Source organism: Microcoleus pseudofavosus SVA1_A4 (assembly GCF_036700565.1).
Lineage (GTDB): Bacteria > Cyanobacteriota > Cyanobacteriia > Cyanobacteriales > Microcoleaceae > Microcoleus.
The window spans coordinates 87,140-102,765 of record NZ_JAUBPE010000004.1; the positions used below are offsets into that span (position 1 = coordinate 87,140).

General features: G+C 46.6%; 14 protein-coding genes. 6 read left to right on the top strand and 8 right to left on the bottom strand.

The features are described from left to right. Positions 1–23 precede the first annotated feature (23 nt). From QUA02_RS03005 to QUA02_RS03015, 3 genes are read left to right on the top strand one after another with little or no spacing between them, the layout of a single operon-like run. Complete coding sequence (locus QUA02_RS03005) at positions 24–470, top strand: SufE family protein (protein ID WP_332977995.1); 447 nt, start codon at positions 24–26, stop codon at positions 468–470. A 14-nt stretch (positions 471–484) separates the two neighbouring features. Then, a complete protein-coding gene (locus tag QUA02_RS03010) occupies positions 485–1,390 on the top strand; it encodes an alpha/beta fold hydrolase (protein ID WP_333025205.1) in 906 nt (301 codons plus the stop codon). A gap of 1 nt (position 1,391) precedes the next feature. Beyond that, entirely contained in the window at positions 1,392–2,459 is a 1,068-nt protein-coding gene (locus QUA02_RS03015; protein ID WP_333025206.1) for a DUF6282 family protein, read from the top strand. Positions 2,460–2,634: 175 nt separating this feature from the next. Here the strand turns inward: QUA02_RS03015 and QUA02_RS03020 are convergent, their stop codons facing one another. From QUA02_RS03020 to QUA02_RS03030, 3 genes are all read right to left on the bottom strand, one after another. Continuing rightward, positions 2,635–5,796 (bottom strand): right-handed parallel beta-helix repeat-containing protein, encoded by a 3,162-nt coding sequence (locus QUA02_RS03020; protein ID WP_333025207.1) that lies wholly within the window; start codon positions 5,794–5,796, stop codon positions 2,635–2,637. 203 nt (positions 5,797–5,999) lie between these two features. After that, complete coding sequence (locus QUA02_RS03025) at positions 6,000–7,175, bottom strand: D-alanine--D-alanine ligase family protein (protein WP_333025208.1); 1,176 nt, start codon at positions 7,173–7,175, stop codon at positions 6,000–6,002. 20 nt (positions 7,176–7,195) lie between these two features. Beyond that, positions 7,196–8,257, bottom strand: a complete 1,062-nt coding sequence (locus QUA02_RS03030) for a DMT family transporter (protein WP_333025210.1) — start codon at positions 8,255–8,257, stop codon at positions 7,196–7,198. Between QUA02_RS03030 and QUA02_RS03035 the strand changes: the two genes are divergently transcribed. Beyond that, entirely contained in the window at positions 8,251–8,409 is a 159-nt protein-coding gene (locus tag QUA02_RS03035; RefSeq protein ID WP_333025211.1) for a hypothetical protein, read from the top strand. The two genes, QUA02_RS03030 and QUA02_RS03035, sit on opposite strands and share 7 nt — an antisense overlap. 126 nt (positions 8,410–8,535) lie before the next feature. Here the strand turns inward: QUA02_RS03035 and QUA02_RS03040 are convergent, their stop codons facing one another. Next, on the bottom strand, positions 8,536–9,036 hold the full coding sequence (locus QUA02_RS03040) for an acyl-CoA thioesterase (protein ID WP_333025213.1): 501 nt from the start codon (positions 9,034–9,036) through the stop codon (positions 8,536–8,538). Positions 9,037–9,177: 141 nt separating this feature from the next. Here QUA02_RS03040 and QUA02_RS03045 point away from each other — a divergent pair, with 141 nt between their 5' ends. Beyond that, entirely contained in the window at positions 9,178–10,029 is an 852-nt protein-coding gene (locus tag QUA02_RS03045; protein WP_333025214.1) for a universal stress protein, read from the top strand. Between the two features lie 121 nt (positions 10,030–10,150). Here the strand turns inward: QUA02_RS03045 and psbM are convergent, their stop codons facing one another. From psbM to QUA02_RS03065, 4 genes are all read right to left on the bottom strand, one after another. After that, a complete protein-coding gene (gene psbM / locus QUA02_RS03050; RefSeq protein WP_332985421.1) occupies positions 10,151–10,264 on the bottom strand; it encodes a photosystem II reaction center protein PsbM in 114 nt (37 codons plus the stop codon). 304 nt (positions 10,265–10,568) lie between these two features. Next, positions 10,569–10,865: a 2Fe-2S iron-sulfur cluster-binding protein gene (locus tag QUA02_RS03055; RefSeq protein ID WP_333025215.1), complete on the bottom strand. Its 297-nt coding sequence runs from the start codon at positions 10,863–10,865 to the stop codon at positions 10,569–10,571. A gap of 440 nt (positions 10,866–11,305) precedes the next feature. Then, entirely contained in the window at positions 11,306–13,234 is a 1,929-nt protein-coding gene (locus QUA02_RS03060) for a TolC family protein (protein WP_333025217.1), read from the bottom strand. Between the two features lie 139 nt (positions 13,235–13,373). Then, positions 13,374–14,759, bottom strand: coding sequence for a TIGR03279 family radical SAM protein (locus tag QUA02_RS03065; RefSeq protein ID WP_333025218.1), 1,386 nt, complete (start codon positions 14,757–14,759; stop codon positions 13,374–13,376). Positions 14,760–15,015: 256 nt separating this feature from the next. Between QUA02_RS03065 and QUA02_RS03070 the strand changes: the two genes are divergently transcribed. Continuing rightward, on the top strand, positions 15,016–15,324 hold the full coding sequence (locus tag QUA02_RS03070; protein WP_333025220.1) for a hypothetical protein: 309 nt from the start codon (positions 15,016–15,018) through the stop codon (positions 15,322–15,324). The last annotated feature ends 302 nt before the right edge of the window (positions 15,325–15,626 follow it).

Sequence of the window (15,626 nt, forward strand, 5' to 3'; positions counted from 1 at the left end):
GAAGTAAACCGCTACTCGAAATCATGTCCGCAAACACCGCGCTACCCGCAGCCCTAGCTAAAATCGTCCAGCGCTTTCAGCGACACTCCGACCCGAAACAGCGCTACGAACAACTGCTGTGGTACGCTAAGCGACTCCCAGCATTTCCCGAAAGCGATAAATTGCCGGAAAACAAAGTTTCGGGCTGCGTGTCGCAAGTTTATATTACTGCCAATTTAGCCGACGGAAAAGTTTCGTTTCAAGGCGATTCAGACGCTCAGTTAGTCAAAGGATTAGTTGGCTTGCTCGTGGAAGGTTTGAGCGGATTGACGCCAGCCGAAATTGTTAGCGTCACCCCAGATTTCATTCAAGATACGGGATTGAATGTGAGCCTGACACCCTCCCGCGCTAACGGATTTTACAACATCTTTCAAATGATGAGAAACAAGGCACTTGCTTGCGAATTGAGCGAGCAAGCCGAAGCAAATTAACAGGATAACCAGCCGTGACTCAAACTACAGATTTAACAAAAACCAATTCTAGCAACTATCCCGCCGCAGTTCAGGAATATCTCTGGAACTGGAAAGCCACGCAAATCAAAGTTATTTACGAAACCAGAGGACAGGGAAATTCTGTATTGCTGCTGCCGGCATTCAGTACGGTTTCCACGCGAGAAGAAATGCGTCCTTTAGCAGAATTGTTAGCTCCCCAATTTCAAGTTGTGAGCTTAGATTGGCCGGGTTTCGGCGAATCGGATCGCCCGCGCACCGACTACCAACCGCAATTATACCATCAATTTCTCAAGGATTTTGTTGAGTCAATTTTTAATAGTCCTGTTGCTGTAGTTGCGGCCGGTCACGCGGCGGGTTATGCGATGCAATTAGCGCAGTCAAAGCCCAATGTTTGGTCAAAGATTGTGTTAGCTGCGCCGACTTGGCGCGGGCCTTTGCCGACGATGAGCAAACAGCAAAGCGGGTGGCACGGAATGGTGAGAGAATTAGTGCGATCGCCCTTTTTAGGTCAATTCCTTTACAAACTGAATACTGTGCCGTCATTCCTCAGTTTGATGTACCGTCGCCACGTCTACGCCGATGCTGCAAAAGTCACGCCCGATTTCATCCAAAGCAAATGGCAAGTTACGCAAAAAGCAGGGGCGAGGTACGGTTCGGCGGCTTTTGTGACTGGTGGTTTAGATCCGGCAAAAACGCGAGAAGAATTTGTAGCAAAATTCCAACAACTAGCAGTACCGGTGATGGTTGTAATTGCTGAAAATGCGCCGCCAAAATCAAAGGCTGAAATGGAAGCATTAACGGAATTACCGGGTGTTGAATCGCGAGTTATTCCTGGTTCATTGGGTATGCACGAAGAGAATGCAGAAGCTTTAGCAAATGCGGTTAAATCTTTTTTATAAATTGCTTAAAATTTCCACTTCTCCAGTCCGCGCAGGCGGACTTTGTTTGTGTAGCCCCGAATTCTATTCGGCGGCTTACTATTCGGCAATTTACTATTCGGCGGTTTACATCATCAGAATAACAGCGGTATTTTGGCTAGTTTTCTCTTCCTTTTCTTTACCAGTGTATGCTTTGGGAGAGCCACCGTTTGCTAACTCACAAGAGAGTATTATTGAAGGTGCGATCGACTTTCACATCCATTCTTCTCCTGATGTAATTCCCCGCAGGTTGGATGATTTTGAGGTAGCTAAGTCAGCGGCGCGATCGCACATGAAGGCTGTTGTCTTAAAAAATCACTTTGCGAGTACAGCAGCACGGGCAGTTCTAGTTAATAAAATAGTACCAGAAATCGAAGTTTTCGGAGGAATTGTTCTCAATCATTCTGTAGGCGGTCTTAATCCCGACGCTGTAGAAGCAATGCACCGCATCGGCGGCAAATACGGTAAAGTAGTGTGGCTGCCAACAGTTGATTCCGAGCATCATTTAAAGGTTTTTCACAAGTCGGGAATTGGGATTAAAGTCGCGGAAAATGGCAAGATTCTACCGGAAACTGAAGCGGTACTCAAGATGGTAGCTAGAGAAAATTTGGTGCTGGAAACCGGGCATATTTCCTCAGAAGAAGTTATGGCCGTTGTCCGACAAGCCAACCTTCTCAACATTAAAAACATCCTGATCACCCACGCAATGGCCGATGTACCCGGTTTGTCTTTAAAAAATATGCAAACAGCCGCCGCAATGGGAGCTTTTCTAGAATTAGCATTTGTCAACGATTTGATGGGAGAAAATGCTGCTGACGAAGGACATAGAAACTGGCATCATGTTTCGATGGAGCGCATGGCGGCTGCTATCAAATTAATAGGAGCCGAGCATTTTGTTCTGAGTACAGATTTGGGCAGAAAACCCGATCCTTTACCAGCCGAAGGTTACGAGTTATTTGTCAAAAAATTGATGAATGAAGGCATTTCTCAGCCGGAAATTGATTTAATGACCAAAGAAAATCCGGCTAGATTATTAGGAATTCCGAAGTAATATCAATTCCGGCTGCACCGGAATTAATATCACCCGAAATCAGGACACGGCAGTGCCGTGTCCCTACAATAAATCTGGCGTAGGGAAACGGCACTGCCGTGTCCTCTATATCATTCCGGCTGCGCCGGAATTGATATTACTTAAATCCGTTACAGAATCCGTTGCCGAACTTCTTCTATTCTCGATTGCCTTGGCCGCGCACGTATCCGTTATCTGCAATGCGCCAAGCACCCCCAGAATTCCCTGTTAAATCGCAATCTTCCACGGTAGCGATGCCATCTCTGTAAACGGCGATCGCCTCACCTTCATTACCCTTAATCCGACACCGGCGCACGATCAATTTTCCTCCCAATCCGACACCTATTCCCAAACAGCCGTTGTCAAAAATACTGCAATCTTCCACCGTTGCTTTCCCATTATCCGATAGAAAAATTCCGTTCCATACCCCATCATGAATTTGACTGCGGCGGATGGTAGAATTTGCATCATGGCCGCAAATTCCTATAACAGAATAGTCCGCAGAAGTGATATCGCTGTCTTCTACTATCAACTCACCTTTGCGAATATCTACAGCGTAATATTTCCCCGTCGCCCTCAGCATTAAACCCCGCACTAAAGCACTGTCTGTTTGCATTTTAATGCAGTTTGAGTTGATACTTTCAACAACAATGCGATCGACCTCTCCGCAGCCGATAATTTCTACCGCTTTGTCGAGAATGAGACTTTCGCGATAAACGCCTGGATGCACGTAAATACGCGTGCCAGGTGCTGCATTTGTCACCGCTTCGCTAATAGTAGTATAATCGCCTTGACCCTGCTGAGAAACAACAAATTTTTTACTATTCAAAACTTGGGTATCTGATGTAGATGCTTCAATTTGCCCTGATTCCGAGTCAAAATGCTCAGATTGTCGATCGCCCGTTTCGACAAGTTGCGATGTTAGCTGCAAGCGTTCTTGATAAACTGTTTCTAGCTGATGTTCTAACTCGGATACTTGAGATTGCAGTTGAGTTTGATTCTGGTTGGCTGCCTCGATTTGACATTGAATTTCCGAGAGTTGAGCATAAAGGTGCGATCGTTCTGTGTTAGCAGTTTCTAGCTGAGATTCCAATTGTGAGCGACTTTGACGCACACTTTCTAACTGATTTTCTAATTCGGATATTTGAGATTCAAGTTGATTTTGATTCTGGTTTGCTGCCTCGATTTGACATTGAATTTCCGACAGTTGAGAAGTGAGCTGAAATTCTAATTCTGAGCGAGTTTGACCTACAGTTTCTAACTGATTTTCTAAGTCGGATACTTGAGATTGAAGTTGAGCTTTATTCTGGTTTGCGGTCTCGATTTGACTTTGGAATTCCGAAAGTTGAGAAGTGAGCTGAGATTCCAATTGTGAATTAGTTTGACCCACAGTTTCTAGCTGATGTTCTAACTCGGATATTTGAGATTGAAGTTGAGCTTGATTCTGGTTGGCTGTCTCGATTTGACTTTGAGTTTCCGAGAGCTCAGAATGAAGGTGCGATCGTTCTATGTTAGCAGTTTCTAGCTGAGATTCCAATTCAGAGCGACTTTGACGCACACTTTCTAACTGATTTTCTAATTCGGATACTTGAGATTGAAGTTGAGCTTGATTTTGATTTGCTGTCTCGGTTTGACTTTGAAGTTCTGACACTTGAGAGTAAAGGTGCGATCGTTCTGTGTTAGCAGTTTCTAGCTGAGATTCCAATTGTGAGCGACTTTGACGCACACTTTCTAACTGATTTTCTAATTCGGATATTTGAGATTGAAGTTGATTTTGATTCTGGTTTGCTGTCTCGGTTTGAGTCTGGAATTCCGACAGTTGAGAAGTGAGCTGAAATTCTAATTCGGAGCGAGTTTGACCTACACTTTCTAGCTGATTTTCTAAGTCGGATACTTGAGATTGAAGTTGATTTTGATTTTGATTGGCTGTCTCGATTTGAGCTTGGAATTCCGAGAGTTGAGAAGTGAGCTGAAATTCCAATTCAGAGCGACTTTGACGCACAGTTTCTAGCTGATGTTCTAACTCGCATATTTGAGATTGAAGTTGAGCTTGATTTTGAGTTGCTGTCTCGGTTTGACTTTGAATTTCTGACACTTGAGAGTAAAGGTGCGATCGTTCTGTGTTAGCAGTTTCTAGCTGAGATTCTAATTCGGAGCGAGTTTGACCTACACTTTCTAACTGTTTTTCTAATTCGGATACTTGAGATTGAAGTTGAGTTTGATTTTGATTAGCTGTTTCGATTTGAGCAGGGAATTCCGAGAGTTGAGCATAAAGCTGCGATCGTTCTGTGTTAGCAGTTGCTAATTGAGCTTGCAGTTCCGATAACTGAGACTGAAGCAGCGATCTCTCTCCCTCGCTGCGATTTATCTGAGCCTGCAATTCAGACAACTGAGACAGCAGTTGTTCTCGCTCTCGAACAACCATTTCTGATTGACTTTGCAGCTCCGAAAATTGAGAGTGTAACTGCATTTTCTCCCGATTAGCAGCTTCTAACTGTCTTTCCAGTTCTAATAATTCAGGTTGAGGTTGCTCTAGTTGTTCGCGAGCGGTTTGCAATTGAGAGTTGAGCAGTTCTCGTTCTGCATTGGCATTTTCAATTTTAGTTTGGGACTGCGACAATCGATCGGTAAATTGCGATCGCTCTCCTTCGACTAATTCCAGTTGAGCTTGCAAACCAGAAAGTTGAGACTGAAGCTGCTCCCGCTCAATTATCGAGCGATCGAACTTAATTTGAATTTCCGACAACTGGTACTGTACCTGCAATCTGCTTTGACTGACAGTTTCCAACTGACTGTCAAATTCAGACAGCAGATCGTGAAATTGAGAACGTTCTGCATCAAATGTCTCTAACTCTGCTTGCATTTCCAGTATTTGAGCGTTAAGTTGCGATCGCTCCCGATCCGCAACTTCCAACTGAGATTGAAGTTCTGCCACTTTCGCTAACTGCGACTCAGCTTGTTGAGCATTTTCTAGCTGAAACTGCAAATCAGCAATCAGAGAATTAACTTGCGATCGCTCCTGGGCAATTCCTGCCAATATTTCTTCCAATTCCGACACTTGATTATTTAAAAAAGCTTGCTCGTCAGTCACATTTGCCAACCGACTTTGCAACTGGGACAGTTCAGAATTTAGGTGATTTTCACTCTGAACCTTTTGCCGCAATTCCGAATTTCTGGCATCCAACTGCGACGCCAATTTTGATATAGCCTCATGCGAACCCTGCATCCGCACCAAATTGCGAGAGTTTCGCTTATTCAAAATTAGCCAGCAGACTAATGCCCCGCCTCCAAATCCTATTAATAAAAGTAATGCTTCCATTTGTTTTATCTAATTGATATAAATTAAGTTACCTTGATGCTTGTCCCAAAAAAGGGAGATCCAGAAATCGCTATGTTACTCAAAGCTATCACAAGTTGCGCGCCTGTGTTCACTTGGCTCGACAATTTATATTTGTTTACAAAAATCGCATAGGTAAGGTGCGCACTGCCCACTCTACATTCAGATATTCTGGGCAAGTCCGATTAGCGAAGCAAATCCACAATATGAGGAATAATCTCGATATGCTGAGTCAGCAAATAATCCAACCTATCCGCCAGTAAACTAAAAATTAAATCGTTATAACTCATCCCGTATTCCGCCAAACCTAAAGCCACCAAACTCGTCACATTTTCCCCTGGATGTTTCAGATCCGGTTTCGGATTTGCTTCCAAAACATAAAGCGAGCCATCAGCATCACTTCGGACATCAATTCGCACCAAACTGTTCAAACTAAACTCCCAATAAATTTTCCGAGCTAACTCAATTAACTTTTGTTTTAGTTCAGGTTCCTCAGCGCCTATCAACCGTCCTCGATCGGCTGTAATCGCCTTTTTATCCATTGAAGTAAAGATGCGCTCCTCCGACTCCAGAACTCGTTCAATCGTCGAAAAAGCAAAGGGTTTCGGATTTTTATAAAAACCGCCTTTAGCATAAGTAATATACCCACAAACCGCTACACAAAATTCTCGACCAGGCAAATACTTTTCAATTAAAGCAGTATTGTGAGTTGCTCGGTGAACTTCCAAAACTGCCTGAGACAAGCCTTCAATCTTGTCTACAAAATGAACGTGCAGCGAAGCGCGGCCGGATACTGGTTTAACAACAAAAGGCCCTTGATACTCGCCGAAAGCAATTGCAAAACGCTCGTGCAAATTAGGCTGCAAAATCCCTTGAGAAGGATGCCAAGTCATAAAAGGAGCGGTTTTTATTCCGACGGATTGCAGTTCCCGTTTAAAAGCGTGTTTGTTATCTAAAGTTGAACTGTTTAAAGGATTGTGACCGACATAAGGCATTCCCAACATTTCCAACAAAGCGGGAGTGTGACAAACAGGATTGTAGCCCTGGACTCCGCCAGTATTCAGCCACACTAAATGGATGTTTTTTTGTTTGAGTTGTTCTGGTAAGTTCATGTCGTCAGGCATGACAAAGACGTGCTTAAAGCCAATTTCTGCTAATGCTTTAGCAATCTCGCGGGCGACGACTTCGTAACTCTTCCAAGAGCGGGGATTGTGAGTTTTGTAAATCACAGATTCTGGGCGATCGCAGTCGCCACCGAACACGACAGCAATCCGCAATTTAGCAAATAGCACCTCTAAATATTGAGGCAGCAAACTAAACTCGTAATGCCAGGAATTCATGCCAATTGATTTTGCAACCATTTATTTTTTTCCTTTGGGTTTCATTTTTTATCGGCAGAAATGCTAGATTTTGCCAAATATATTCCAGCCAAAACCACGGAGAAAGCCAACCAATTAAACAAGCTCAAACTTTCCGAAAACAGCACCCAGGCAATAATAGCGGCGATCGCGGGTTCGAGCAGCAGGAAAAGAGCTACAAAGCCCGATGACAAACGACCGAGACTGTGGATGAGAAGTCCCTGACCGAAAGCTTGGCAAATCACGGCCAAAGCAATTACAGCCAGCCATCCCTGCCAAGAATACGGGAAAACTCGATCGCCCGCAAGCAGCACGAGCGGTAAAATCAATATACTGCCAATAAAACAGCGCCACATCAATATTGTTGTCGCCGGAAACTTGGTTCGCAAATGTTCTGCAATTAGCAGATTTCCTGCATAAAACATCGCCGATAAAAGAGCAGCAATGTCGCCGGAAAAGTTTTCTCTCGCAGCTTGCAAATCGTCCATTCCGATCGCAATTGCGCCGGACAAAGCTACCGCCAGTCCCAGCAAAAACCTGCTGTCAAAACGCCGCCCCAACAGCAGCCATCCCCCCAAAGTAGTAAATAAAGGAGTTAAGTTTCGCAGTACCGTAGAATTAGCGACATTAGTCTGAGTCAGCGACCAAGCCCAGAAACCCAAAGAAGCAGAAGAAACGACGCCTACCGCTGTTAACAGTATCAAATCGCGCAGAGTGTAGCTCGATCGCTCTTCAACTTCATCCCCAGACATTCGGCGGCGCACAGCATCCGCACCATTCCACAGTCCAAATACTGCAGTTGCTATCCACAAACGGTTGAAAACAGTAGCATTCGGGCCGATTTCCCGTTCGCTCAACCGAATAAAAATCGCAGCCAGCGACACCGCTAGCAGCGCCGCCGACAGCGATACGATCGCCCAAATTTTACCTTGACTGTCAGCTAATTCACCGTTTTTTAAACTGTCCGGGTTTCCCGAAACAATAGTTTTCTCTTCAGTTGTCAAGGCAGAGTTTAACTCATTATTTTGCCAAATATTGCGCTGTATTTCAATATTTTGATCGGGCAATCCCAGGTTTTTTGACATTATTAAAAGTTCCCGCGAAGGCTGAATGCAGTTTTGTTGGGTACGTGACGAAAGAAAATTTGGGCGGCGAATGGATTGATTCATATCAATTCCGGCTGCGCCGGAATTATGAGGACACGGCAGTGCCGTTTCCCTACCGCGATCGATTGTAGGGACACTCCAAAAGCCGTGTCCTGATTTCGGGTAATATTAATTCCGATATAACTGGAATTGATACCAAAAGTTACGAACTCTCCTGACTGTCGCTGCACAAACTATTTTTTTTAGTTAACAGCAGCTTAGGTTGAGGGTTTAACAGAAAGCCTGGTCAAAGCCTCCTTCAGCGCCGGCGGCAATTGGCGGATAATCTTGCCCTTTTCCCGATCGACACCAACCAAAGTCACCTGCGCCGTCACATATAACTCTTGAGCATCGGGCGATCGAATTTCGTAATCCCAAACCAGCCGCACACCATCACCAGCAGTCATCCGCGTTCTGACTGCCACAGCTTGCCCCATCTGTACAGCCCGGTGGTAGCGCAGCGAAAGTTCCACCACGGGCAATTCCAAACCCTGAGCCACCCAATCAGCATACTCAATGCCAAGAGAGCGCAAACTTTCCACCCGCGCTTCCTCCATCCAAGCCATATAAGTACCGTGCCAAACCGCACCGCTGTAGTCAGTATGGTGGGGGTACACTCGCACCAAATATTCAAACCAGCCCTCAGAGTCCATCCCGGGCCGGTTTTGAATGGCGCCAGCCGATGTCAGTTTTGGTTGAGTTCGATCGTTCTCTAACACTTTACAAATTGTTCCAAAACGCTACATTTCTACAAATCATAAGACAAACTTCAGGCTTATGCTTGACAGTAAGCAACTAGAGTACCAACGCCCTAGTTTAACGCCGCACAAGAAAACTCAACTGTTTTTACGCCCAAAACCATGATAGAAAAAATTTTAGTAGCCGTCGCCGGTCGCGGCTTGTGCGAAGAGATGTTTAATATGTTGATGGACATCCCTTCCTTGCAACAAACCTCTGTCACCGTCTTGCACGTCGTGCCACCCCAAGTAACCTCCGATGGCATGGCCGCCAAGTTGGAAGAAGGAGGCAAGATTTTAGCACAAGCAGTCCAGTCTTTAAAAATAGATCCCAGCAAAGTCAATCCCCGGCTCAAACAGGGAGACCCGAAAACAACAGTTTGCCAAGTCGCAGAAGAAGAACAATCCGACTTAGTAATTATGGGTTCTCGGGGACTCGGACGGCTGCAATCGATTTTGGAAAACTCAGTCAGCCAGTACGTTTTCCAGCTAACATCCCGACCGATGCTGTTAGTAAAAGACGACATTTACGTCAAAAGAATCAAGCGCGTCATGGTGGCCCTCGATAAATCCGAATCCGCCAAACAATCCTTAGAACTCGCCCTATCTTTTGTCAAAGAAGTCAGCGGCGGAGAGATAATTCTAGTACACGTCACCAAAGATTTGACTGGAAAATCCACCGAAGATTTAACAGCAAATGCTGAAAAAGACCCCGTATTAGCCCCCGCAGTAGCACTCGCGAAACAAATGGGAGTTAGCTACCGCTGCGTGAGTGCCACAGGCAAGCCAGGGGAAGCAATTTGTAAGATTGCAGACGACCTGAATGCCGACTTGTTGGTAATCGGTTCCCCCGATCGGCGGCCCAACGTTGCCAAAAACTTTGTGGATCTCGATCGACTCCTGGGAAATTCCCTATCAGACTACGTGCGAGTCTATGCCAATTGTCCCGTATTGTTAGCCCGGACGATCGGCTAAACTCTCAACGTTAACAGTTAGCCGCCAACACTCAGCACGTAACAAAAAAAGCGCCTCAGCAAAAATCTGTTGGCGCTTTTTTTTGCAACCAGCTTGCGCCAGACAGAAATAGCAGCAGTTGCTAATCTTTTCTGCCTTGACGGCTAGCGGTTTGAATGTACAAAATGATTAGAAAAACGCTGGGAACCAATACAAACAGAATGGTTGCCACAAACCCTAATTCGTTAACTTCCATGAAGACGCCCGCCTCTATCGGAAAATAGGAAAACACACACAACTAGGATATCACTCAAAGGCAAAAGGCAAACTCGAAGACAGAAGAAGGACTTGCGGACAAGCGTCGAAACCCAGTTTCTGCGTGGATGCCTCGCAGCCCAACCTCTTATTTGTCGTAGAAACCAACTTTCTTTTCCTAGGTCGGCAAGAGGCGTAATTATACAGTGAAATAGGAAAAAAAAACAAAATTCTTGCATTCTGAATTTTTCTTTCCTTCTGCATAAGAGAGCATCTCTAGCCTTCTGCCGCATACCTTCTGAGAGTCACGGCTTAGTCTTCACACTCACCGGGCCGTTGACCGTAGCTTGACAAGCCAACCGATAATTTTCGGGCTTTTTTTTGAGCTTGCGGTTCTCAAAGTCAGTGCGGGGCGAGAGATTTTCACTTCCCTCGACAATTTCCACAATGCAGGTGCCGCATTGACCGATGCCCCCGCAATTCATCATCTTTCCCGAAAATGTGTACAAGTCGATGCGGTTTTCTAGAGCTTTAAGCCTCAAATTGGCTCCGTCTGCTGCGATGACTTCCCGATTTTCCTTCACAAACATGATATTAGCCATTGCTGATTCCCTAGGGCGGTAAACACGAGTCTTTATTAAAAAATATTAACTAATGTTTCGGTTATTAAAAATATTTACGGGGCAGAAAGTGGAAATTGGTCGCGGGGCAACTCAAAATACAAAAATGGCATTCCTGATTTTTGAATTTGTGATTTTGACAGGACGCTCCGGGCGCGCGGGGTCAATCGATTTTAGATTTTAGATTTTAGATTTTAGAATCGACCCCACGGATGAATCCGGGGGCCCCGGACCTAATTACTTTCGGTCAGAAACCCGGTAGATTCCTAGATTTCTGGTCGCCAAACCAATATTTGGCCCAAAAACCGGGTTTCTGAGTCTCAGTCGTATTTGAGTTGCCCCATACCCGATGCCCAATGCCGCTGGCGGTGAAAGGACGCGCGTGCGTAGCTATCCCGAGCGTGAATCGTCCCAACCCAATCTCAAGGAGCATCCGAGAGGTTATTAGTCGGAAGATTGCTCACAGCCCGCTGGAGAGACGAAAGCCCGAGGTTGTAGGTGACAATTGCCGACAATCGGTTTCTCTCAGCCCTAGTCAAATCAGTTTCCGCCTGAATCACATCCGTCTGAGTACCCACGCCAGCTTGAAACCGCAGTCTCGCCAAACGCAGAGCTTCCCTCGACTGCAAAACCCCCGCTTCAGAAGTTTCGATATTCTCAAAACTCGACTCCAAGCCAAAATAAGCTTGTTCCACTTCCCGGCGCACCTGATTGCGGAGTTGGTCGAATCGAGTTTCGGCGATCGCAATATCAGCATTCCGCTGTCTCACCCTCGCGTTCGCCGCGCCCCCGTCGAAGATACTCCAAGTCAGACTCGCCCGGATCGAATACCCGTCGGCCCAGCCGCGAGTAGCATACGGATCGGGGTTATCAGGGTCTTGTCCCAGTACGTTGTAACTACCCCCAACGCTCAGTTGAGGCAAACGCCCCGCCTGAATCGATCGCCTCTGCTGCTTGCTGACATCCCTCTGCACCAACTGCTGTTCCAACTCGGGGCGATTCTTAAAAGCTTGGACGATACTCTCTTCCAAAGACAGCCTCCAGGAGCCCGCTTGCTCTACCGGGTCAGCCGCCGTCAAGTTCGCCGACTGGCTGATATTCAAAATCTCAGCCAGCCGCCGCTGGGCAACTCGCTGGTCGCGACGGGCCACTGACAGTTGCTGCTGTTCGTTAGCCAAATTTGACTGAGCCTGCAACACAGCAAACCGGGTTCCCACCCCTGCCCGTTCCAAGGCTTCGGCATCCCGCAAACTTTGCTGGGCATTTCTCACCGAAGCTTGGCGGATGGCAACTTGTCCGTCCGAGTTTTGCAAGTTGTAGTAAGCCTCAGCAGTGTCGAAGCGCAGTTGCTCGGCTTGGCGTTCTACATCCAGTTCCCGAATCCGCAACTGTTCCTCAGCCACGCGGATGTTAGCGCGCCGGCCTCCGAACAAATCGATGTTGTAGCTCAACTGCAAAGTGCTGTTGAGACTGTTACTGCCGAAATTTGTGCCGGCTTGCTGGGCGGGCTGCCCGGTTCGGTTAGCCAGAGCGTTGAGGCGGCGCTGCCCAGCCCGGATTCCGAGTTCTCCGCCGGCACTCACAGAACGGCTGGCGTCCATTTGAAAAGTCAGGTCGGGATAAAGAGCAGCTTGCTGTTCGCGCACAGCGGATCTGCTTTGTTCCACTTGCTGTCCGGCGATTTGCAAAGTTTGGCTGTTGCGGCGGGCGAGGTCGATCGCCTGCTGCAAAGTAATTGCCTCTGTTTGCTCGATCCTCACATCCTCGGGCGAGGTCGGAAACAGCAGCGGATTCGGGTTGGGTTCCAGGGAAGCCGGAGGCTTAGTGTCTAAAATGCCCCTCGGGGTGAGAGGGGGGAAACTTTCGTTCGGAGTGCCCTGGATAATTGGTATCGGGGAAATCGGCACCGGGGAACTCGGCACCGGGGAACTCGGCACAGGACCATTGTTGGGGCGGATCGGGGAAGGTTGCTGCCCGGCGCCTGTCGGTCCCAAACCTCTTAGAGGCGTTGAACCGCCCTGAGACAGAGTTGATGGGGAAGCCGGAGCAGCCTGTTGAGGCTTTGATGCTTGCTCGGGCCCGGTTGGGGGAGTTGATGCGATCTTCGCTTCCCCTTGCTGCTGAGACTCGGAGGTTGGCGGGCCCGGGGCGATCGGCTGTTCGGGCTCTGAGGCTGATTCTGGCGCTGTGTTCGAGGTCGATCGAACATTCTGCCCTAATTGAAGCTGATTGCTAGGGGCCAAGCTGTCCTGGGACTGAGCCGGAGGCTGTGCTGAAGCACTCTGTCCGGGGTTGCTGAAAGTAATTGCAGCGCCCACTCCGACGATCGCGATTTGACGAAAAACACGCATAATTTTTTAATTAATCTGCAATTCTAGAGATCATTTTAGAGCAAGATTTGGGATCAAGTTTCTAGTTTGTAGCCTGAACTCGCCAGTTACAAGTCAGAATTACCGTACTCATGTTACTTTTCAATGTTGCATTCAAAATTTACAATTCAACTTCAGCAGTTGCTCGACCGATCGCCCCTAAGATTAGTTCCTCTACTCCGCTAACCGGCAAAATCCGGGTTTTCAGCGAGCTGGCGAGCTGTTCGAGGGTCATGTCGTCGAGAAAACGCGGTTCCCCCTGTTTTAGCATCACCGACGGCAGCAGGATGCCATCTCCCAAGTCTCGCCCCTGCAAAGCTTCGAGCAAATCTTGCCCGGTGAGCAAACCAGTGACAGTGATAGTTTGTCCCCAGTAGCGGCTGCACAGTGCTGCCATGTTGACGGACAAGCCGGGAATTTGGTTTAGTTGTTGTACGATCGGCTCAAAAGCTTTTTCTACAGCATTCCCCACCACCCAAACCAACTTTCGCGGCGGATTAACTGGCATCGGTTGCAGCTTCTCAAAAGCCGTTTCAAACTGCTGGATAAACTGGCGGATAGAACCCACACCGTTACCAATTTGGGGATAATCTTCGTAATCAGCAGCCGACGGCAAATCTAAACCAGCTATTAAAAACCACTCGTCAGCCAGCCAAATACAGCGCGATTTTGAATTCTGCTTTTTCGCCTTTGGGCCGCCCTTTCCTTTACTCAAAAGCACTTGAATTTTCTGCACTTGCTCGATTACTTCTCGCGCTTTTTCCGCAGTTACTGCAATTAATTCATCTTCGGCTGGGCGAAAGCGAGTTAAACCCACCGGCACTACAGCCACCGATGCTACAGCGGGAAGATTTCCGGTATGAAACTTTGCCAAATCTAACAAAGTGCGTTCTAAATGTTCGCCATCATTAATACCGGGACAAACAACTACTTGAGCGTGAATTTGCAAGCGGCGTTCTTGAAACCATTTGATTTGTTCTAAAATCTTGCCAGCGCGGAGATTTTTTAACAGCCTAATTCGCACTTCCGGTTCGGTAGCGTGCACGGAAACATAGAGAGGAGAAAGCCGCATTTGTTCAATTCTCTCCCACTCTTTTTGAGTCAAATTTGTGAGAGTGAGATAGCTGCCATAAAGAAAGCTGAGGCGGTAGTCATCATCTTTGAGATACAAAGTTTCGCGCTTTCCCGGTGGTTGTTGGTCAATGAAGCAAAAAGGGCAGCGATTGTTGCACTGAATTAGTCCGTCAAAAAGAGCAGTTTCAAATTCCACTCCCAAGTCTTCGTCATAATCTTTTTCTATTTCTAGCTTGTGACTTTTGCCTTTGGCATCTAAAACTTCTAGTTCGAGAAATTCATCGGCGCACAGGAATTGATAGTCAATTAAATCGCGGGGTTTTTGACCGTTGACGGCGACGATTGAGTCTCCGGGTTCAAATCCCATTTCGGCGCAGATGCTGTCGGGGATAACTTTGGTGATCAGGGCGGGCCGGATTGATAAGTCGCTCATAAGTTCGGGATTAATTATTGGGTTAAATTGAGTTTGTTACAGAGTTTTTTGAGGTTTTAATGTGTAAATATAACCCTCGTACTATCTTCCATTCACCTGTCTCAATTATACAGGTTTAGTTTAGTTTAAAAAGCTGAATGCGAGTAAGAAGGGGTTTACATACATCAGCGACTTGCGGTATTCTAGATTAGATAGTGTATTGTACAGCATCTGCGACACAATTATAAGTTAGCTTGAAAAAATAAATGGTAGAGCTATGAATGATTATATCGACCTTTACTGTGAGCGGCTCGTTCCTGGTTTATGGAACGAGCCACTGAATGCTATTTCCAATGTGTTTTTCATTATTGCAGCATGGGCTATTTGGCAATTAGCTCGGCCACACCACAAAAGATCGCCTGGTATTTGGATACTGATTGCTTTAGCCACCAGTATTGGTATCGCAAGTTTCCTGTTTCATACATTTGCAACGCGAGGGGCAAATTTACTAGAGGTGATTCCTATTCTGCTCTTTCAGCTTTGTTTTATCTGGCTTTACAATCATCGGGTAGTTAGCATGAATTAAGGATATGCAGGAGTATTACTTGCAGCATTCTTTTTTGTTAGCGATTTTAGCAAGCAATTTACAAATCTTCTCAATAGTTCTCTTTAGTATGCGCCTGCATTTTTGGTTTTGCTCGGACTAGGACTGTATCACTATCCACAGCAAAAGCGCGAACCATTCATTCTATTAGCAGCAACAGGTTTATTCCTATTAGCCCTTGCATTCCGTACTCTCGATCGGGCAATTTGCCCTTTCTTTTCAACTGGTACTCATTTCCTCTGGCATCTTTGTAATGGTGTTTTCCTGTACCTGTCAGCACGAAG